This is a genomic window from Nocardia sp. NBC_01377 (assembly GCF_045040005.1).
GTDB lineage: Bacteria > Actinomycetota > Actinomycetes > Mycobacteriales > Mycobacteriaceae > Nocardia > Nocardia noduli.
The window spans coordinates 826,343-845,290 of record NZ_CP109566.1; the positions used below are offsets into that span (position 1 = coordinate 826,343).

At 69.6% G+C, this 18,948-nt stretch carries 18 protein-coding genes; 8 read left to right on the forward strand and 10 right to left on the reverse strand.

Annotated elements, in window-relative coordinates; translation table 11 throughout:
• Window positions 1-123: 123 nt before the first annotated feature.
• Window positions 124-3,393 carry an arabinosyltransferase domain-containing protein gene (locus tag OG225_RS03860; RefSeq protein ID WP_405180424.1) on the forward strand — a complete coding sequence of 1,090 codons (3,270 nt, stop codon included), beginning with the start codon at window positions 124-126 and terminating at the stop codon, window positions 3,391-3,393.
• 479 nt (window positions 3,394-3,872) lie between these two features.
• Here the strand turns inward: OG225_RS03860 and OG225_RS03865 are convergent, their stop codons facing one another.
• Both OG225_RS03865 and rarD read right to left on the reverse strand, forming a co-directional pair.
• The gene (locus OG225_RS03865; protein WP_405183187.1) at window positions 3,873-4,787 is read right to left on the reverse strand and encodes an ADP-ribosylglycohydrolase family protein; all 915 of its coding nucleotides are present in this window, start codon (window positions 4,785-4,787) and stop codon (window positions 3,873-3,875) included.
• Between the two features lie 169 nt (window positions 4,788-4,956).
• Window positions 4,957-5,868 carry an EamA family transporter RarD gene (rarD, locus tag OG225_RS03870; protein WP_216909885.1) on the reverse strand — a complete coding sequence of 304 codons (912 nt, stop codon included), beginning with the start codon at window positions 5,866-5,868 and terminating at the stop codon, window positions 4,957-4,959.
• Window positions 5,869-6,002: 134 nt separating this feature from the next.
• Here rarD and OG225_RS03875 point away from each other — a divergent pair, with 134 nt between their 5' ends.
• The 3 genes from OG225_RS03875 to OG225_RS03885 all read left to right on the forward strand — a co-directional run bounded on the left by OG225_RS03875 (window position 6,003) and on the right by OG225_RS03885 (window position 9,604).
• Window positions 6,003-6,206, forward strand: coding sequence for a hypothetical protein (locus tag OG225_RS03875; protein ID WP_405180425.1), 204 nt, complete (start codon window positions 6,003-6,005; stop codon window positions 6,204-6,206).
• Between the two features lie 63 nt (window positions 6,207-6,269).
• Complete coding sequence (locus OG225_RS03880) at window positions 6,270-8,693, forward strand: HAD-IC family P-type ATPase (protein WP_405180426.1); 2,424 nt, start codon at window positions 6,270-6,272, stop codon at window positions 8,691-8,693.
• 92 nt (window positions 8,694-8,785) lie between these two features.
• The gene (locus OG225_RS03885; RefSeq protein WP_405180427.1) at window positions 8,786-9,604 is read left to right on the forward strand and encodes a PhzF family phenazine biosynthesis protein; all 819 of its coding nucleotides are present in this window, start codon (window positions 8,786-8,788) and stop codon (window positions 9,602-9,604) included.
• On the opposite strand, the gene OG225_RS03890 is transcribed toward OG225_RS03885, so the two are convergent.
• Genes OG225_RS03890 through lspA form a run of 3 tightly spaced genes read right to left on the reverse strand, consistent with a single transcriptional unit; the run spans window position 9,571 to window position 12,045 of the window.
• Window positions 9,571-10,338 (reverse strand): hypothetical protein, encoded by a 768-nt coding sequence (locus OG225_RS03890; protein WP_405180428.1) that lies wholly within the window; start codon window positions 10,336-10,338, stop codon window positions 9,571-9,573. The genes OG225_RS03885 and OG225_RS03890 overlap by 34 nt on opposite strands.
• Window positions 10,331-11,257, reverse strand: coding sequence for an RluA family pseudouridine synthase (locus OG225_RS03895; RefSeq protein WP_405180429.1), 927 nt, complete (start codon window positions 11,255-11,257; stop codon window positions 10,331-10,333). The genes OG225_RS03890 and OG225_RS03895 overlap by 8 nt, the downstream gene beginning before the upstream one ends.
• Window positions 11,254-12,045 (reverse strand): signal peptidase II, encoded by a 792-nt coding sequence (gene lspA, locus OG225_RS03900; protein WP_405180430.1) that lies wholly within the window; start codon window positions 12,043-12,045, stop codon window positions 11,254-11,256. Before lspA ends, OG225_RS03895 begins: the two co-directional genes overlap by 4 nt.
• Before the next feature lie 178 nt (window positions 12,046-12,223).
• Between lspA and OG225_RS03905 the strand changes: the two genes are divergently transcribed.
• From OG225_RS03905 to OG225_RS03915, 3 genes are all read left to right on the forward strand, one after another.
• Window positions 12,224-13,111, forward strand: coding sequence for a hypothetical protein (locus OG225_RS03905; RefSeq protein WP_405183188.1), 888 nt, complete (start codon window positions 12,224-12,226; stop codon window positions 13,109-13,111).
• Window positions 13,108-13,821 (forward strand): hypothetical protein, encoded by a 714-nt coding sequence (locus OG225_RS03910; protein ID WP_405180431.1) that lies wholly within the window; start codon window positions 13,108-13,110, stop codon window positions 13,819-13,821. Before OG225_RS03905 ends, OG225_RS03910 begins: the two co-directional genes overlap by 4 nt.
• 113 nt (window positions 13,822-13,934) lie before the next feature.
• Window positions 13,935-14,396, forward strand: a complete 462-nt coding sequence (locus OG225_RS03915) for a VOC family protein (protein ID WP_405180432.1) — start codon at window positions 13,935-13,937, stop codon at window positions 14,394-14,396.
• Between the two features lie 416 nt (window positions 14,397-14,812).
• On the opposite strand, the gene OG225_RS03920 is transcribed toward OG225_RS03915, so the two are convergent.
• From OG225_RS03920 to OG225_RS03930, 3 genes are read right to left on the reverse strand one after another with little or no spacing between them, the layout of a single operon-like run.
• Window positions 14,813-15,253: a Rieske (2Fe-2S) protein gene (locus OG225_RS03920; protein WP_405180433.1), complete on the reverse strand. Its 441-nt coding sequence runs from the start codon at window positions 15,251-15,253 to the stop codon at window positions 14,813-14,815.
• Window positions 15,254-15,266: 13 nt separating this feature from the next.
• On the reverse strand, window positions 15,267-15,842 hold the full coding sequence (locus tag OG225_RS03925) for a DUF6529 family protein (RefSeq protein ID WP_405180434.1): 576 nt from the start codon (window positions 15,840-15,842) through the stop codon (window positions 15,267-15,269).
• Window positions 15,832-16,512 carry a hypothetical protein gene (locus OG225_RS03930; protein WP_405180435.1) on the reverse strand — a complete coding sequence of 227 codons (681 nt, stop codon included), beginning with the start codon at window positions 16,510-16,512 and terminating at the stop codon, window positions 15,832-15,834. Before OG225_RS03930 ends, OG225_RS03925 begins: the two co-directional genes overlap by 11 nt.
• A 247-nt stretch (window positions 16,513-16,759) precedes the next feature.
• Between OG225_RS03930 and OG225_RS03935 the strand changes: the two genes are divergently transcribed.
• Window positions 16,760-17,533 carry a maleylpyruvate isomerase family mycothiol-dependent enzyme gene (locus OG225_RS03935; protein WP_405180436.1) on the forward strand — a complete coding sequence of 258 codons (774 nt, stop codon included), beginning with the start codon at window positions 16,760-16,762 and terminating at the stop codon, window positions 17,531-17,533.
• A 215-nt stretch (window positions 17,534-17,748) separates the two neighbouring features.
• Here OG225_RS03935 and OG225_RS03940 read toward each other — a convergent pair whose 3' ends face one another.
• Together OG225_RS03940 and OG225_RS03945 are read right to left on the reverse strand one after the other, a co-directional pair.
• Window positions 17,749-18,651 (reverse strand): dienelactone hydrolase family protein, encoded by a 903-nt coding sequence (locus tag OG225_RS03940; protein WP_405180437.1) that lies wholly within the window; start codon window positions 18,649-18,651, stop codon window positions 17,749-17,751.
• Between the two features lie 112 nt (window positions 18,652-18,763).
• Window positions 18,764-18,946: a hypothetical protein gene (locus tag OG225_RS03945; RefSeq protein WP_405180438.1), complete on the reverse strand. Its 183-nt coding sequence runs from the start codon at window positions 18,944-18,946 to the stop codon at window positions 18,764-18,766.
• Window positions 18,947-18,948: the final 2 nt, after the last annotated feature.

Here is an 18,948-nt window from a genome sequence, read left to right on the forward strand (position 1 = left end):
GTGTTTCCGGTCGATTATTTCCGGTGAACGCGCAGGCCAGAAGGCCGGAGCCGGGGACGAGAGCGACTGTGCGGTACCGGCAACGGTTTTCGCTCTCAGGAATGATGGTTACCATCACCCTCCGTGGCTGACACGATGGTGTGGGCGGGGCAGCCGTCCGTCCGGGAAATCGACAACGGGACGGGACCGCTCGTCGCGCGCGGAGGCTGGGCTGCTCCTGTCGCCCTCATCGCGGCACTGATCGGCGCGCTCTGCGCGATCGCGGTGCCGCTGCTCCCGATCCGGGTGGACGCGGCGACGCTGTCCTGGCCGCAGGCGGATTCGACGCGCAGTATCGAGGCGCCGCTGATCGCCTACGCGCCGTCCACCTTCCACGCGACGGTGCCGTGTGCGGCTATCGATCGGCTCGCGGCCGACGGCGGAGTGCTCGCGGCGACAGGCCCGACCGGCGCCCCCGACCTGGCCAGGTACGGATTCATCGCCCAGGTGCAGGCTCGCTCCGAGGACACCCCGGCCCGGCTCGACGTGGTGTTGCGCAATCAGGCGTTGTTCACCGTCGCGCTCGATCGACTCGAACCCGGCTGCGTCCTCACCGTGGACGCCGACAATGCGACGGCGACCGCGACCCTCAGCGCCTCCGGCGTCGCGCCGGTCACCCTGACCGGGGATTTCCGTCCGCAGATGGTCGGGATCTTCAGCGATCTGGCCGTTGCCGACGGCACTCGGGTCACGGCCGAACTCGATACCAGGTTCTCCTCGTCCCCGACGCCGCTCAAACGCGCGGCGATCTGGCTGGCCGTGCTGGCGACCGCGGTATCGCTGATCGCGCTGGCGCGGCTGGACCGGCGTGACGGCATGCGGCCGACGCGACGGCGTCCCTTCTCGCTGCTGCGGCAGTTCACGATTCTCGACGGCGTCGTCGTGTCGACACTGGTGATCTGGCATTTCATCGGTTCGACCACCTCCGACGACGGTTATCAACTCGGCATGGCCCGCGCTTCGGGCGCTTCGGGCTACATGGCCAACTATTTCGCCTACTTCGGCGTCCCCGAGAATCCCGTCGGCACGCCCTACTACGACCTCATCCGGGTCATGGCGCAGATATCGACGGCGAGTCCGTGGGTACGCCTGCCCGCCCTGCTGTGCGGGGTGTTCATCTGGCTGCTGCTCAGCCGCGTCGTCGTGCCCCGGCTCGGGGTCGCGGCGCGTCACAGCGCGGTCGCCCGGTGGACCGGCGCGTTCGGCTTCCTCACCGTGTGGATGGCCTACGACAACGGTCTGCGCCCGGAACCGCCCGTCGCGCTGGGCCTGCTGCTGACGTGGTGCGCGGTCGAGCGCGCGATCGCGACGCGGCGGATGCTGCCCGCCGCGGTCGCGGTACTGGTCGCGGCCTTCACCGTGACGGCGGGACCGTCCGGTGTCATCTGTATCGCGGCGCTGCTCGCGGGATTGCGGCCGGTGGCGCGCATCGTCATCGGGCGCGTCGGCCCGGGCCTGCGTCCGGGGCGGTGGCTGCTCGGTTTCGCCGTGCTGCTCGCGCCCCTGGTCGCGGCCGGACTGCTGGTGCTGGCGATCGCGTTCGCCGACCAGCCGATCGCCGCCGCGCTCGAGATGCAGCGCGTGCACCATGTCATCGGCCCCGATGTGCCCTGGTACCAGGAGTATCTGCGCTATCAGTACCTGTTCCAGGGCGAGACCGACGGTTCGGTCGGTCGGCGGATCGGTATCTTCGCGCTGCTCGCCGGTCTCGTGGTCTGCGTGGTGATGGTGCTGCGCAAGGGCGGCCGGATTCCGCGTACCGCGGCCGGGCCGTCGCGGCGGATACTCGGCACCACCGCGGGCGCGCTGGTGCTCATCATGATCACGCCGACCAAGTGGACCCACCACTTCGGGGTCTTCGCCGGTGTCGCGGGCGCCGTCGCGGTGCTGACCGCGATGGCGGTCGGCCCCCGGGTACTGCGCACGCCGCGTAATCGGGCACTGTTCGCCGCTGTGGTCGCCTTCCTGCTCGCGCTGGTGTTCTCCGGTCCCAACGAGTGGTGGTACGTGTCCTCCTACGGCATGCCGTGGTGGGACAAACCGCCGGTGGTGGCCGGTTTCGCGGTGAATCGGCTGTTCCTGTGGCTGGCGCTCGCGCTGCTCGCGGTGGCGGCCTGGTGGCAGGTACGGGCACCGGAACCCGGTACCCCGCATCGGGTTTCGCGTCTCGCCTGGCGGGTCTCGCTGTTGCCGCCACTGACCATCGCGCTCGCGCTGCTCGTGGTGTGGGATCTGGGGTCCTTCGCGAAGGCCGCCGTCGCCCAGGGCCCCGCGTTCTCGCTCGCGCGCTCCAACCTCGACGCCGTCACCGGCGACCCGTCGGGCCTGGCCGGACACGTACTGGTCGAAGCGGACCCGAACGCGGGAATGCTACGTCCGCTCACCGGCGACGCGTTCACCACGCTGGCGGGGACCGGAACCGGATTCACCCCGTCCGGCGTGGCGAACGACCTGCGCCCCGACGACGAGGCGACCGGTTCGGTCGGCAGCATCGCCGACGCGTTGAACACCGACAGTTCCCGCGCCGGAACGGGATCCGGCACCGCGAGCGCCGCCCTTCCGTTCGGCCTCGATCCCGCCACCACCCCGGTGCTCGGCAGCTACCGATCCGGTGACGCGGGCCCCGCCGAACTCACCACCGGCTGGTACCGGCTGCCCGCGCCGGACCAGCGCGCGGGCATCGTCGCGCTGAGCGCGGCGGGCCGGATCCGCTCGGTGGACGCCGACGGTGTCGTCACCGCGGGCCAGACGCTCGACATCGAATACGGCACGACCGATTCCGATTCGACCGCGCGCGCCGCGGGCCGGGTGGTCCCGATCGATATCGGCCCCGCGCCCTCGTGGCGCAACCTGCGGGTGCCGTTCACCGATATCCCGGCCTCGGCCGACGTCATCCGCGTCGTCGCCGTCGACCGCGACCGCAACCCGGCCCAGTGGTTGGCCCTGACCCCGCCGCGCGTGCCGCAGACAACCACACTGCGCGACCTGGTCGGCTCCCGCACCCCGGTCCTCACCGACTGGATGGTCGGCCTGCAATTCCCCGGCCAGCGCCCCTACGACCACCGCCACGGCATCGCCGAGATCCCCGCCTACCGCATCCTGCCCGACCGCCCCGGCGCCGAGATCACCACGCTGTGGCAGAGCCACGACAAGGGCGGCCCCCTCGGCTGGTCGGACATGCTGCTGCGCGCCCGAACCCTTGCCACCTACCTGAACCACGACTGGCGCAGGGACTGGGGCGAATTGCAGCAGCTGACCAGGATCGCCCCCGGCGCCGTCCCCGCCGATCCGGCGATCACCCAACGGGACCACTCCGGACTCTGGACCCCGGGAGAACTCAGCACCGTCTGGTAGCCGACCGTTTTCGGCGTCGAGCCGTATCCGACACCTCGGCTCGTGTGGTGCCGATGTCGTCACTCGACGACCTCGGTCCATGTCCGGCACCGCGACGACCTCGACGCCCCCCATGCGGTCCGGCGCCGTCTGACAACCCAGCGTCCCGGGCCCAGCGCCCCGAAGAGCTTTGCAGCGGCTGGTTGTGCTCCACCGACCTCCGTCGTGGTCCGGCTCCGCGGGATAACCAGCGCGCCGGACCCAGTGCCCACGAAGCGACCTTCGTCGATGACTGTTCGCGCCCCCATAACCTCCCACACGGTCCGACTCCGTGTGACAACCCAGCGCGCTCAACTCAGCCCCACGGAGCGAGTCTTACGAGCGACTGTTCGCGGCCCGTCTCGCGTCCGAGCGGTCGAAGCGCATGCGCCGAAGGCGCGAGTCTCGACCGCTCGGACGCGAGACAAAGGGGGCCGCGAACCTGCGGCCCCGGCCGCCAATCACCCAGCCACGCGGATGGCGAGGGCGACGAGGTCTTCGCCGGTGAGGCCGGGGTAGCCGTGCAGCAGGGACCGCCAGCGTTGCGGTACGGCGGACGCACCCCATCGGGCGCCGAGCAGTGCGCCCGCGATGGCGGCGGTGGTGTCGGTGTCGCCGCCCGCGCGTACGCACAGTTCCAAGGCCAGTGGTAGGTGGGCGGGGCAGGAGGCGTCGGCGGTGGTGATGGCCCACCACGCTGTCTGGAGGGCGTGGACGACCCAGCCGTTGTGCGCGAAGTCGGTGGGTGCCCCGGTTTCGGCGGCGTCGAGCAGGCGGTTCCAGTAGTCGGCGCTCGCGGATCGTGCGACGTAGTCGCGTACGCCGTCGAAATTTCCGGCGAGTACGGCGTGCCGGATGGCGTAGGTCCAGATCTTGCAGGCTTCGATCGCCTGCTGGTCGTGGTGGGTGAGCGCGCTGACGATTCCGGCCATGCGGACGCATTCCTCGGCGTCGTCGAGGTAGGCGAGCGCGACGGGGGCGGTGCGCATGAGCGATCCGTTGCCGCCGGTGCGGCCTTCGATCGTCATGGCCTGTATCTGCATCTCGCGCGCGGATTTCGGGCGGGTGGCGAGTACTTTGGCGGTCTGGACGCCGATGTCGGGCGGGTCGAAATCGAACCAGCGGACGAAGCCCGCGGCCACCGCGTCGAGGTCGATGCCGGGGCCGGGTTCGGCGGCGTGGGCGACCGCGATAGCCATCGATGTGTCGTCGGTCCATTCGCCGGGCGCCCAGCGGCACATGCCGCCGCCGATCATGCCGATTTCGGCTTCGGCGTCCGGATAGGTGAATTCGTATCCGGCGCCGAGCGCGTCGCCCGCCGCGGTTCCGAGCAAGGCTCCGGCTACCCGGTCCCACTGCCTGTCGTCCAACCTGATCCAACCCCTCGATACCGCGTCGATCGGACAATGTACCCGAGATCGGGCTGTTGTTCCGCTGTCCCGATGTGACAGAGGTGGGCCGGTTTTTCTGTCTGGCGGTGACGAAAGATGCTCCGCGCGAACCCGGTTCGGCGGTGGACGGAATGGGTCTCGCGCAGTGGGTCTGTCAGATCGGGGCTTCGGGGACCGGTTTCGAGGCGGGGCGCCGGGCGCGGCGGGCGCGGGTGAGGGCGTCGGCGGTGAAGATCGCCAGTGCGGCCCAGATCAGGGCGAAACCGGCCCAGCGCGAGGCGGGCATCGGTTCGTGGACGACCGCGACGCCCCACGCCATCTGCAACGCGGGTGTCAGGTATTGCAGCAGCCCCATGGTCGACAGCGGAACCCGTTGCGCGGCAATCGCGAACAGCAGCAGCGGAACCAGTGTCACCGGACCGGTCGAGACCATCAGTGCGGTGTGGGCGGGGCCGGAATCGAATTCGCTGCGGCCGGTCAGCACGAGTACCAGGATGAAGCCGAGCGCGAACGGCGCGGCGACGATACCTTCGGCGGCGATCCCGCGCAGCGCGTCGAGCCGGATGACCTTCTTGACCAGTCCGTAGACGGCGAAGGAACACGCGAGCACCAGCGCGATGACGGGTGGCCTGCCGTAGTCGACGGTCAGTACCGCCACGGCGACCGCGCCGAGCCCGAGCGCCGCCCACTGCGCCTTCGCGAGCCGCTCGCGGAAGATGACCACCCCGAACGCGACGGTGACCAGCGGGTTGATGAAGTAGCCGAGCGCGCATTCCACCACGTGTCCCGAGGTCACGCCGAAGACGTAGGTGCCCCAATTGATCGACAGCGCCGCCGAGGCCAGCGCCGCCATTCGCCATGTCCTGCCGTCGATGCCGCGCAACTCGCGCAGCCGCCCGGAGACGACGAGCACGATCGATACCAGCACCAGCGTCCACACGATCCGCTGCGCCACCACCTCGGCGGCGCTCGCGAAGGCGAGCAGCCCGAAGAACGCGGGAAACAGCCCCCAGATCAGATAGGCGCTCGCGCCGAACGCAACACCGGGAACCTCGACTCGCCGCACTCGTCTCACGGTACTTCGCCCCCGTGAACCGTTAGGAACCGATCAGTCTGTTTGCTCGGGGACGGTGTACGAGGTCGCCGTCGTCGTTTTCGCCAGGGTCCGCGGTTCCGCACACGCTGTTACCGGGCGGGATCGTGCGCATAGAGCCGGGACCGGGTGGTCCGCCGACCGGATGGTGGTGCGGTGGGGCCTCGCTCAATCCACCCACCTACTTCGCCGCGCCCCGGGGTGCGCCGCTGCCGCAGGACCTGCATTTCCCGCCGGGGAGCACCGTGCAGATCGAGTGCACCAGCGGTTCCGATGTCAGGGCGCGGGTCGAGTTGGTGACCCTGCCCTGACGGCGGGAAATCCCCACGGCCTCGGTCCCCTGTGGGGCCGAGACCGTGGCTAGGCTTGCCTGCATGTCGACAACGGTGCAGGCGCCGAAAGCCAACGGACTCACGGCTGCGGAGGTCGAGCGACGTCGTAGCGACGGACTGACCAACGACGTGCCGGACCGGGCCAGTCGCTCGGTGCGCGAGATCATCCGGGCCAATGTCTTCACCCGGATCAACGCCATTCTCGGTGTGCTGTTCGTCCTTGTCCTGTCCACCGGATCGGTGATCGACGGCATGTTCGGCTTGCTGATCGTCGCCAACAGCGCGGTGGGCATCATCCAGGAGGTCCGGGCGAAGCGGACACTGGATCAACTCGCGATCGTGAGCCAGGCCAAGCCGACGGTGCGCAGGGACGGGATCGCGGCCCAGATCGCGCCGCGCGAGGTGGTGCTCGACGACCTGATCGAACTCGGCCCGGGCGATCAGATCGTCGTCGACGGCGTGACCGAGGAATCCGCGCTGCTCGAAGTGGACGAATCGCTGCTCACCGGCGAGGCCGACCCGGTCGACAAGGCGATCGGCAGCCAGGTGATGTCGGGTAGTTACGTGGTCTCGGGCAGCGGCGCCTACCGGGCGACCAAAGTCGGCCGCGAGGCCTACGCCGCCAAACTCGCCGACGAGGCGAGCAAGTTCACCCTGGTGAAATCGGAGCTGCGCAGCGGCATCGACACCATCCTCAAGGTCATCACCTACCTGCTGATTCCCGCCGGTCTGCTGAGCATCTACAACCAGCTGGTCTCGAGCGGTGAGAGCTGGCGGCCCGCCGTGACGGGCATGGTCGCGGCGTTGGTGCCGATGGTGCCCGAAGGGCTCGTGCTGATGACCTCGGTGGCCTTCGCGGTCGGTGTGGTCCGGCTCGGACGCAGGCAGTGCCTGGTCCAGGAACTGCCCGCGATCGAGGGTTTGGCGCGCGTCGACGTGGTCTGCGCGGACAAGACCGGCACGCTCACCGAGAACGGCATGCGGCTCTCGCGGATCGTGACACTCGACGGTTTCGACGACGACGAGGTGCGCCGGGCGGCGAGCGCGCTGGCCGCCGACGATCCGCGCCCCAACGCCAGCGTGCAGGCCATCGGCGAAGGCCTCGACGCGGGACCGGGCTGGCAGAGCGCGGCCGTCGCGCCGTTCTCCTCGGCCAAGAAGTGGAGTGGCATCTCCTACGGCGAGCACGGCGACTGGCTGCTCGGAGCGCCGGATGTACTGCTCGACCCGTCCTCCGAGGATGCCCGCGTCGCGGAGGAACTGGGATCGTCGGGCCTGCGCATCCTTCTGCTCGCCCGCGGCGACCGTCCCGTCGACGCGGCCGACGCGCCGGGCACGGTGCGGCCCGCCGCCCTGATCGTGCTCGAACAGAAGGTGCGCCCCGACGCCAGGGAAACCCTCGAATACTTTGCCGAGCAGAATGTTTCGATCAAGGTGATCTCCGGCGACAACGCGGTGTCGGTCGGCGCGGTGGCGACGTCGCTGGAACTGCCGGGCGGCGATCACGCGGTCGACGCGCGCGAATTGCCCGAGGACCGTGCGCGACTCGCCGATGTGCTGGAACGCGAGACCACCTTCGGCCGGGTCCGCCCCGATCAGAAGCGCGCCATGGTGGCCGCGCTGCAATCGCGCGGCCACACCGTCGCCATGACCGGTGACGGCGTGAACGACGTACTGGCGCTCAAGGACGCCGATATCGGCGTGGCGATGGGTTCGGGCAGTCCGGCGACCCGCGCCGTGGCCCAGATCGTGCTGCTCGACAACAAATTCGCGACGCTGCCCTACGTGGTCGGCGAGGGCCGCCGGGTGATCGGCAATATCGAGCGGGTCTCGAACCTGTTCCTCACCAAGACCGTCTACTCGGTGCTGCTCGCCTTCCTGGTCGGGCTGGCCGGTGTCGGATCGCAGATCTTCGGCTACGACCCGATCGGTTACCCGTTCCTGCCCAGGCACGTCACGATCGCGGCCTGGTTCACCATCGGCATCCCGGCCTTCATCCTGTCGCTGGCCCCGAACAACGAACGGGCGCGCAGCGGATTCGTCGGGCGCGTCATGCGATTGGCGATTCCGTCGGGCATCGTGATCGGCGTCGCCACCTTCGTGGCCTACCTGATCGCCTACGCGGGAGCGGACGCGACCGAGGAGCAGAAGGTGCAGGCGGGTACGACCGCGCTCATCACATTGATCATGATCGCGGTCTGGGTCCTCGCCATCGTGGCGCGGCCCTACGTGTGGTGGAAGGTCGTCCTCATCGCGACCTCGATCCTGGCCTATCTGGTGCTGTTCACGGTGCCGTTCACCCGGGAGTTCTTCAAACTCGATCCGTCGAATGTCGGGCTCACCACCGCGGCGTTCATCTGCGGCGCCGTCGGCATCGTCCTGGTCGAGATCGCCTGGTGGATCAGCACGGCGATCAGCGGAGAGCAGCCCACGCTCATTCCGGTCTCGCCCGGCGGCAGCGCCTGAGTCCACGCGGCGGGCAACTGGACACCCGACCCGCCGCGCCACGAGAAACCTTGTGCGAAGCGGTCATTCGGTGTTGGAGTACCTTCTCCGATATGGAGGTTCTGCTGCACCGGATCGACGCGTTCGCCGACGCACCGTTCTCGGGCACCCCGGCCGCGGTCATGCCGCTGCGTAGCTGGCTGCCGGACGAGTTGCTGCGAAATCTGGCGGAGGGGAACAGCCTCGCCGAAACAGCCTTCTACACCTCGCGGCTGCCCCCCGAGGCGGGGAAACCGCCCGAGGGCAGACCGGTTTTCCATCTGCGGTGGTTCAGTCCGGCGGCCGAGATCGACATGTGCGGTCACGCGACCCTGGCCGCCGCGGCGCAGATCCTGGAGGACGCCCACCCCGGCGCCGATATGGTCAGTTTCTACACCAGGGGCGGTTGGGTGCACGTCGACCGCACCGACGACGACGAGTACGTCCTCGATCTGCCCTCGGTCGAATCCGTGGAGATCGAGCCGCCGCCCGCGCTGGTCGCCGCACTCGGCGTGCGGCCGGTGCGCGCGTTCTCCGGTCCGGACGAGGTGATCGTGGTCGCCACCGAGGCCGAAGTGCGCCGCGCCCGTCCGATACTCGCCGCGTTTCCGCCGCTGCCGGGCGCCGCGGTGCTGACCGCGCGCGGTGACGACGTCGATATCGTCTCGCGCGTCTTCGCGCCCGGACTCGGCGTCCCGGAGGATTCGGTCACCGGATCCGCGCACGCCCAACTGGTTCCGCTGTGGGCGCGCACGATCGGTCGCACAGGGCTGGTGGCACGACAACTGTCCCGGCGCGGCGGCACCCTGCGCTGTGAACTGGTCGGGGACCGGGTGCTGCTGCTCGGCCGGTGCCGTCGCTATCTGGACGGCGTGGTGACGCTGCCGGACTGAGCATCCGGCTCGGGGGTGTGCCGGGCGGGCAGCAGCGGCGTCACCGCGAACCGTCCGGCGACCGCGTCGGCGGGCAGCGCCTCGACCGCGCGCACCCCCGCGACGGTGGCCACATCCCGCAGCTGTGGCAGTCGGCCGCGGACGACGAGTCCGACCGTGCAGGCACATCCGGCCTCGAGCGCCCGCGCCGATTCGGTGACCGCCTCGCGGGAGCCGTCGTCCACCGCGCCGGGATCGCTCGGGTCGAGCGTGGCGAGCAGTTGCGACGCCGCCGACCGCGCGGAGGCGACGGCCACCGCGTCCCCGGCGGGCACCGCGACGGTCACCAGCGGGGATCGGGCGTCGGGGGTCGGCACCCGGTGCAGCACCTGCGCGATCCGCAGGCCGCCGCCGTATGCCGGAATCCGTTCGGGTCGGATCTCCTCGGTGAACGACACCAGCGCCCACCGTTCGCCGTCGTCGGCGCCCGCGATCGAATCGCGCGCCCGCGTCAGATAGTCCGCCACCGGCTCTTCACGTTCGAGGCCGAGCCGGTCGGTCGAGACGGCGATCGGCCGAGGCGGATTCAGCTCACCGAGCACCACCATGCCAGCCATCAGCGCGATCACGCCGAGCGCGATCAGCGCGGCACGCACGATGAGCGGCCTGCCCGCTTCCGATTCGGCGACATCAGACCGCGCGGCGAGGGCCGCCGCACGGTCGGCGTCGCGTTCGGAAGCGGACGGATCAGGCATCGCGCAGGACGCTCAGCGCGTGTTTCAGATCGTCGGGGTACTCGCTGGCGATCTCGAGGTACCGGCCGTCGGCGGGATGATGGAAGCCGAGGGTGTGGGCGTGCAGCCACTGCCGTTGCAGGCCGAGCCGTTCGGCCAGACGCGGATCGGCGCCGTAGGTGAGATCACCGCAGCAGGGGTGGCGGACCGCCGAGAAATGCACCCGGATCTGATGGGTGCGGCCGGTTTCCAGATGGATGTCGAGCAGACTCGCGGCCTGGAACGCCTCGATGGTGTCGTAATGGGTGATGCTCGGCCGTCCGTCGGCGGTGACGGCGAATTTCCAGGCGTTGCCGCGCGCCCGGCCGATCGGCGCGTCGATGGTGCCGCTGCTCGGATCGGGATGACCCTGCACCAGCGCGTGATAGCGCTTGTCGACGGTCCGCTGTTTGAACGCGCGCTTGAGCACGGTGTAGGCGTGCTCGGACTGCGCGACCACCATCACCCCGGAGGTGCCGACATCGAGCCGGTGCACGATGCCCTGGCGCTCGTGCGCGCCCGAGGTGGAGATCCGGTAGCCCGCCGCGGCGAGTCCGCCGACCACGGTCGGTCCGGTCCAGCCGACGCCGGTATGGGCGGCGACGCCGACCGGTTTGTCGACCGCGACGATATCGTCGTCGGCGTAGAGGATCCGCATCCCCTCGACCGGTTCGGCCTCGATGGCCAATTCGCGTTTGGGTTCGGGGAATTCGACTTCGAGCCACGCGCCCGCGACCAGCCGGTCGGATTTGCCCGCGGGCACGCCGTCCAGGTGGACCGCACCGTCGGAGGTCAGCGCCACCACCGCGGTGCGCGAGAGGCCGAGCAGCCGCGACAGCCCCGCGTCCACCCGCATCCCGTCGAGTCCGTCCGGCACCGGCATCGTTCTGGTTTCCCTCACGCGGCGTTCTCCTGTCCGGCGCTCTTCGCACCGCTCGCCCCGGCCGAACCCTCGGTCGGGGGCCGGTCGGACGCGGTGTCGCCGGAGTCGTTCGAATCGTTCGTGATCGTCCGGTCGTCCGGCTTCGCCTCGTCGGTGCCGCCGTCCACGGAATCGCGCCCGGTCCTGGTGCCGTCCGGTTCGAAACCGAAAACGGTCAGCACCACCAGCAGGATCGCGCCGCACACGATCGCCGAATCCGCCACGTTGAACACCGGCCACCAGCCGACCGCGACGAAATCGACCACGTGCCCCTGCAACGGGCCCGGCGCGCGGAACAGCCGGTCGGTCAGATTGCCGAGAGCGCCGCCGAGAACCATGCCGAGCCCGATCGCCCACCACGGGGAGCGCAGCGTACGGCCGATCCTGATCACGCCGATCACCACGGCGGCGGCGACCAGGGTCAGCAGCCAGGTCATGCCGGTCGCCATGGAGAACGCCGCGCCCGGGTTGCGCACCAGGGTGAAACGGGCGAAATCGCCGATGATCGAGACCGGCTCGCCCGGGGTGAGATTGGCGACCACGATGGTCTTGGTCAGCAGATCGAGTCCGTACAGCACGACCGCGACGAGCAAGAGGGACTTGAGTCGCCGGGGCCGTCCGTCGGTCGCGAGTGGTGCCACGTCGTCGGTCGGCGCGGCGGCCGGAGCCGGTTCCCCGGTCGGCGATTGCGCGTCGTCGGGTAGTGGCACCGCGCGGTCAGCGGTGTTGTCCTCGGTCGGCCGGTCGTCACTCACGACGTTCATCATCTCTCGAGCGCGTACCCGCCCGCTCCGCGCCTCCGGTGCGGCGTGTTCGCGACGGTGTGGCGAGCGGGTATCGGGATGTCCCAGCTGACACTCAGGAAGCGGTCGTACGCTGTGCCATGTGACGGTGTTGTCTTCCCCCCACGTACCCCGCATCGCGCGCTCGGGCGTACTGCTCGTGATGCTCGCGGTCGGGCTCTCGGCCTTCGGCGTCGGCTGCGGCGACGATTCCGACGCGGCGGTCGCCACCGACGGCACCGAACCACTCGGCATCGGCAAGGAAGTGACCGTGCCGATCTCGGCGTCGGCCGCGAGCATCGTCTCGCCCGGCGCCGAACCGCGCGCGGTACTGCGGCCGCGCTATGCCGCGGGCACCACCCAGCAGGTCACCCTGTGTACCGACCATCGGATCCAACAGCAGATCAACGATCAACCGGTGCGCGACTTCTCGACGCCCGCGCTGACCATTCCGATGACGGCGCAAGCGGGCGTCGAGGGCGTCGACCTGACGATCGGCGCGGTCACCAGCCCCGACCCCTCGCTCAGCAAGGCGCTCACCGCCATCGGCGGAACCCACGCCGGATTCGACTTCAGCGACGACGGCGCCATCACCGCGCTGCGGCTCGCGCCGTCGCCCGACACCTCCAACTCGGCGCGCGCGGCCCTGGAACAGGCCTTCTACCAAGCGGTCTATCGCTCGATCATGTTCCCCGACGAGCCGATCGGCGAAGGCGCGATCTGGACCGTGCACCAGGAGGTGGACGGTGGCGTCACACTCGACCAGGTGACGACCGCGACCCTGACCGGCATCGACGGCGATCGACTCACCATCGATCTGCACGTGGTGCAGATGCCCAAGGCCGAGGTGTGGGCGCTGCCCAACGACGCGGGCATCCTCGACATCGAGGACTACACGATGGAGGGCACCGGCACCATCACGGTCGATCTCGGACTGCCGCTGCCGGTGTCGGGATCGATCACCGTCGGCGGCCACCAGGCCTATCGCGACCCGCGCAGCGCGAGCAATCTGCAACAGACGATCACGACGCAGGTCACGTGGACCGAGTGACCAGGGGCGGGGCGGTGCTGCTCGCCGCCGTGAGCACGGCACTGCTGGCCGGATGCGGATCGGATTCGACCGACGACGACGGCCCGGCGCTGCCCGCGCTCGGCCCGATCGTCGCCGCGGCGCCCGCGACGGGACCGCCCATCACCGAGGTGGTCGTCCTCGGTCAGCTGTTGCTCGGCCCGGAGGACCTGCCGTCGGGCATGGAACAGGTGCCCGAATCCGCTCTCGGACTCTCCGGCTCCGGTGGCGCGGCGACCCGGCCCGCGGAATGCGCCGAAGTACTGCAACCGCTTGCTCGACAGCGCCCGGACGCGCTCACCAGATACGCGGTCGGATTCAACGGGCCGAACTTCTCGAGTATCGATATCGACGCCGCGACTTTCCCGAACGACAAACTCTCCGGTGCGTTCGACGAGGTGCAGCAGACATTGCGTCGATGCATCAGCTATTCCGGAACCGATGCCGACCAGGCGGCGATCGACTATCGCCTCGGCGGACTCGAACAACCCGCGGCGGGCGACGCGTCGACTTCGTTCCAGCTCCGGCTGACCAGCGAAGGATTCACCCTCGTCTCGCTGGTGACACTGGTCCAGGTCGGCAATACCCTCACCCAGGTGTCGGTGACCGCACCGGAATCGGTCGACCCCGGCGTGCTCACCGATCTCACCGCCGCGCAGGTCCGCAGCCTGAAACAGGTCCCCGACTCCTAACGCCGATCGATATCGAGAATTCGCGGACCTTTCGGTCGAACAGGCCTCGATCCGAGACGCGCGGGGAATAGGCTCGCAACAAAGCCGATATTCGCCACGATCGGAGGTCTGCCATGCCGACTGTCAAATCAGTTCCCGATGGATATCCGGTGGTCTCACCCGGGCTGGCGGTCGACGGAGCCGCCGACGCCATCGATTACTACAAAACCGTGTTCGGAGCCGTAGAACGGATGCGGATGCCGCGTCCCGACGGCAAGATCGCGCACTGCGAACTGACGCTGGGCGAGTCGGTCATCATGCTCGGCGACCCCGCACCCGACATGGAATTCCTCGACCCGAAGACGGTCGGTGGTACACCGGTGAACCTGCACGTCTACGTGGCGGACGCCGACGCGGCGTTCGCCGCCGCGCTGTCGGGGGGTGGGAGGGAACTCACTCCCATGACGGACCAGTTCTACGGTGACCGCAGCGGGACGTTCGAGGATCCGTGGGGGCACCGGTGGACGGTGGCCACACATGTGGAGGATGTGTCGCCGGAGGAGATGGACCGGCGGATGGCCGATATGTTCGGGTGAGGTCGGGGCCCGCCGCTTGATTTCTTGTATGTGAGGGGTGGGTCTCGAGATGCTGTGATATTGGCCGCTGGCGCGGCGTGGTTCGCGGCCTTGATGTCTCGCGTCCGAGCGGTCGAGACTCGCGCCTTCGGCGCATGCGCTTCGACCGCTCGGACGCGAGACGGCCGCGAACCGTCGCTCGTCGGGCTCGCTCCCTGGTGGGGGCGTTTCGTTGGTCGGTGAGGGGTTGGTTGTATGCCGGGGGTGGCTGGCGATGGTGTGGGAACGAAGGGGGGTCGGGTTGCTGTTGGGGTGGGGTGGGTGAGTGAGTGATGGTGGTGACTGTCGAATCGTTGACGCCGTGAGCGGTGTCGTTGGGATCGTTCGCGGGGTCTGCTCGGCGAGCGGATGGGCCCCGGATGTCCGGGGCACACAGGTCAGCCGCTGACTATCGAGTCACCTTCGACACGAACAGGTTTCGTGGCGAGGGGGCGTTTCGCGGGGCCGGTGACCACGGAGCCGTCGAGGCCGAATTTGCTGCCGTGACATACGCATTCGAGCGCGCCGTCGGTGATCTTGGTGACTTTGCAGCCGGCGTGGGTACAGGTGCTGTCGAGGCCGACGAAGGTGCCTGCGGTGGGTTGGGTGACCACCGTGGCGCCGACGATCACGCCGCCGCCGACGGGGATGTCGGCGGTTTTGGCGAGGGCGTTGGCGGGGCCGCCGGGCTGGGCGGCGGGGGGTGCGGCGGTGGCGGGGGGTGGGGTGGCGGTTTCCCCGTAGGTTGAGCAGGCGGTCAGGGCGGTGGCGGCGGCGAGGATGCCCGCACCGGCGACCACGGTGCGGCGGTCGAGATTGTCGGTCGTGCTGTTGTTCATGGGGGAGTTCCGATCAGAGGATGATGCCGTTGTTCTGGAAGAACCACAGCGCGGAGGTGAGCCAGATACCGATGAGGCCGGTCAGGACCAGGCCGCCCGCGAGGGGGAGAGCCCAGCCGGGCAGGCCCTTGCGGGTGAGCAGCAGCATCTTGGTGACGAAGGCGCCGTAGAAGAAGCAGCCGAGCAGCGAATGCCACAGCACGCGGGGCTCGTAATCCTGAAAACCCAACGCGTACAGGCAGTGCACCGCGACCGGCACGGTCGCCACGACGGCGAGCCGTCCCGACCAGACGTGCGCGGGCCCGAGCCACCGGGGTGAGCCGATCCCGGGGATCTTGCCGTACATGGCCAGGGCCGAACCGAATTGGAAGACGGCCAGCGCCGCCGCCAGGGTGGCGAGCCAGGATTTCACCGCGGTCGGACTGGAGAAGCCCGCGACATTGATCGAGAAGAACCGCGGATCGTGCGCTTTGCCGTACACGCCGAGCGCGACCGCGACGGCCGCGCCGATCAATACGGCCACCACGATGGCGAGTGCCGGTGTGGCGGAACGAGTTCCGGGACCGGGCAGGGTGTTCTCAGCCGACATCGTCGCCACCGCTCACTTTGTTCGCCGTGATCTTCTTGCCGCCGACCAGCGCCGTCGCGTCCGGCGCGAGGGCGGGTGCGGGGGAGGTGGTGCCGTCGGCGGCGCGCTGCACGCCGGTCACCGCACCGGAGGAGTCCACGATCCAGCTCTGCCGTACTCCGTTGTCGGAGTAGACGTAGAGCCCGGCGGGCGGGGTCACGGGTGCGGCGGTGTAATCCCACCGCTTACCCGCGACGCTGACGCTGCCCCCGACCCCGGAACGGGTGGCGGCGCCGTCGAGTGTCGCGTCGTTCTTCCCGGTCAGCTGGAGGCGACCGTTCACCGCGCTGCCACGCAGCCAGGACTCGATCGACGCGCCGTCGCACAGGTAGGCGACCGCTCGATCACCCTCGACGGTGATCTCCAGGGTGAGCGCGCCACCGGCGGCGGGCGCGATCTTGCCGACGTAATCCGCCTGCGCCGGGAACGCGCCCGGTGCGGGAGCGGCGCTCGTCGTCGGCGGTGCGGCGGTAGCACTCGCCGCCGGGGCGACGGTCGTGGTCGCCGCCGCGGGTGTCGCGGTCGGCTGCGCGGCCGTCGGTTCGGGTTCCTTGGACATGTTGACGCTGAGCAGGATGAGGCCGAGGACGGCGACCACCCCGAGGGTGAGCCATGGCCCGAGACGTTTCATTGGATCTCCTCGATTGTCGGCCGATTCCGTATACGGCCGAGCGATCCCCGGACTCGACGCTGGCCGGTATCGCTGTTCAGACTGACAACGGGACAGCGCATCCGCAGGTTCAGATCGAATTTCGACCAACTCCGTTCGGCGTGTCGCCGTGTCGGCGCGGTAATTCGCGTGACGGGCTCCGCCCGAGCGCGCACGGCGCCCCGATGCCGGAGTGCCCGTCGGAATCGGCAGGGATAGTGTCGTTTCGGTGACGACATCCCTCACGGCTGCCTATCGGGCGGCGTTGCCCGCCGAAACCGACTCGCTCGCCGAACTGATGCGGACCGCCGATCCCGCCACGCCGATCCCGGCCTGCCCCAGCTGGTCGCTCGCCAATCTGATGACCCACGTCGGTCGCGGCCATCGCTGGGCCGCCGCGATGATCACCGATCGCGCCACCGAACGCATCGACTTCCGCGCGGTCCCCGACGGTGCGATGCCCAAGGAACCCGACGCCGCCGCGAAGTGGCTGAGCGACAGCGCCCGGCTGGTTCTGGACGCGGTCGACCGGACCGGCGGCCATGTCGAGATCTGGACGCCGTTCGGCCCGCCGCGTCCGGCCGAGTGGTGGATCCGGCGTCGACTGCACGAGGCCACCGTGCACCGCGCGGACGCCCTGCTCGCTCTGGGCCGCGAGGTGACCTTGAGCCCCGAACTCGCCGCCGACGGCATCTCCGAATGGCTCGGCCTGCTCGAAACCGCCCTGGTCGGCAGTCCCGTTCCCGTCCTCCCCGACGGCGCGACGCTGCACCTGCACGCCACCGATCCCGGTCTCGACGCCGCGGGCGAGTGGACCGTCCGCGGGGCGGGAACCGGCATCGAATGGGATCACGGCCACGCCAAAGGCGCTGTCGCCCTGCGCGGTACGGCCGTCGCGCTGCTACTGGCGATCCTGCGGCGCATCCCCACCGACGATCCGGGTCTCGAGATCTACGGTGACACAGCCATTTTCGACCGATGGTTGGACACGACCCCGTTCTGACCGATGCGCCCACGGGAGGGCGCCCGGGCCGATTCGGTTCACGTCGAACCACAGCGCTTTTCATCCTGCCCTGCGTCGGGCACGAATCGCCGAAGCCTGCCCTGTCTGTCGGCGACGGATTCGATCGTCGGATTCGGTAGCGGGCACCACGCGGGCGTGATGCTTCGCCGGGGGCGAGCGAATCCGCCCGCTCCCGCCGATCATCGACGGCGCGGTCAGGCGAGATGGGTTCCGTACCAGTCGATGACCTGACGCCACGCCTCGGCGGCGGCATCGGGCTGGTAGCGGGTACCCGTGTCGTTGAAGAAGGCGTGATTCGCCTCGGGCGCGGTGAAGACGCGGTGCGGCAGGCCCGCGCGTTGCAGGGCCGCCTCGGCGGCGGGACGCGAGGCGTTGACCCGATCGTCCTGAGCGGCATAGATCCCGAGCGTCGCGGCCCGCGTGCCCGCGAGGTCACCGTTGTCGGGGAAGGGGCCGTAGAACGGTGTGGCGGCGGCCAATCCCGGTGTGCCCGTGGCGAGCAGCAGCCAGGTCAGCCCGCCGCCGAAGCAGAATCCGGTGGCGCCGAGCTTCTTTCCCGGTGCGCGTCTGCCCAGTTCCTCCAGGCCCGAGCGCAGATCGCCCAGCAGACGATCCTGTGGTGTGCCGGTCAGCGCGGCGGTCGCCGCGGCCGGATCGGTGAAGGTGGCGGTGCCGCCGTGGTCGGAGAGCAGATCGACGGCCAGCGCGCTGTACCCCGCGCCCGCGAACCTGCCCGCCACCGAACGGTGGTGATCGGTGAGGCCGCGATTCTCGTGGATGACGAGCACCGCGCCCTTCGGTTGCGCCGCCGCTGCCCACGCGCCCTGGAGAGTCCGGCCGTCCTGACCGGGATAGGTGATCGGTGTCGTCGGCAGCGCCGCGGCACTGCCGGGCGGTACGGCGGTCGTGGTCGCGGCGGGAGCCGGTGCGGTGGCCGGTGTGTCGTCACCGGAGGAGCACGCGGCCAGCAGTGCGGTGGCCGCGCCCACGCCGAGGCCCAGTAGACCGAGTCGGCGCAATGCTTCGCGGCGAGGCAGCAATCCCTCGGCGTGGTCGGTGGCGATCTCTTCGGCGACATAGCGCTGCAATGGCTCCACGGGTCAACGGTAGATCGGATCCACCGCGCGCGCCGTGGCGTCGAACTCGCGGTTCACGGCAATTCTCGCGAAATTCACCGTGCCCGTGCCGTCCGCAACCACGGCGGCACGCTCAGCCACGACGGCCCATCCTGACCACCAGCTCGAAGATCGCCAGCACCGCCACCCCCGCGAAGGCGATCGCGATCCCGGAATGGTCGTCACCACTGCCGTAGTGCACCGCGCACGCGATGATCACCACCGCGACGGTGGTGAGGAAGGCGCGTTTCCCGCCGACCGGGTGACCGACAGCCACCG

Excerpts from the sequence above, each read along its gene's own strand:
- lspA (WP_405180430.1), bottom strand. The coding sequence starts at position 12,045 with ATGATGAACGTCGTGAGTGACGACCGGCCGACCGAGGACAACACCGCT.
- OG225_RS03885 (WP_405180427.1), top strand. The coding sequence starts at position 8,786 with ATGGAGGTTCTGCTGCACCGGATCGACGCGTTCGCCGACGCACCGTTC.
- OG225_RS03925 (WP_405180434.1), bottom strand. The coding sequence starts at position 15,842 with ATGTCGGCTGAGAACACCCTGCCCGGTCCCGGAACTCGTTCCGCCACA.
- OG225_RS03890 (WP_405180428.1), bottom strand. The coding sequence starts at position 10,338 with ATGCCTGATCCGTCCGCTTCCGAACGCGACGCCGACCGTGCGGCGGCC.
- OG225_RS03880 (WP_405180426.1), top strand. The coding sequence starts at position 6,270 with ATGTCGACAACGGTGCAGGCGCCGAAAGCCAACGGACTCACGGCTGCG.
- OG225_RS03920 (WP_405180433.1), bottom strand. The coding sequence starts at position 15,253 with ATGAACAACAGCACGACCGACAATCTCGACCGCCGCACCGTGGTCGCC.
- OG225_RS03915 (WP_405180432.1), top strand. The coding sequence starts at position 13,935 with ATGCCGACTGTCAAATCAGTTCCCGATGGATATCCGGTGGTCTCACCC.
- OG225_RS03930 (WP_405180435.1), bottom strand. The coding sequence starts at position 16,512 with ATGAAACGTCTCGGGCCATGGCTCACCCTCGGGGTGGTCGCCGTCCTC.
- OG225_RS03905 (WP_405183188.1), top strand. The coding sequence starts at position 12,224 with ATGCTCGCGGTCGGGCTCTCGGCCTTCGGCGTCGGCTGCGGCGACGAT.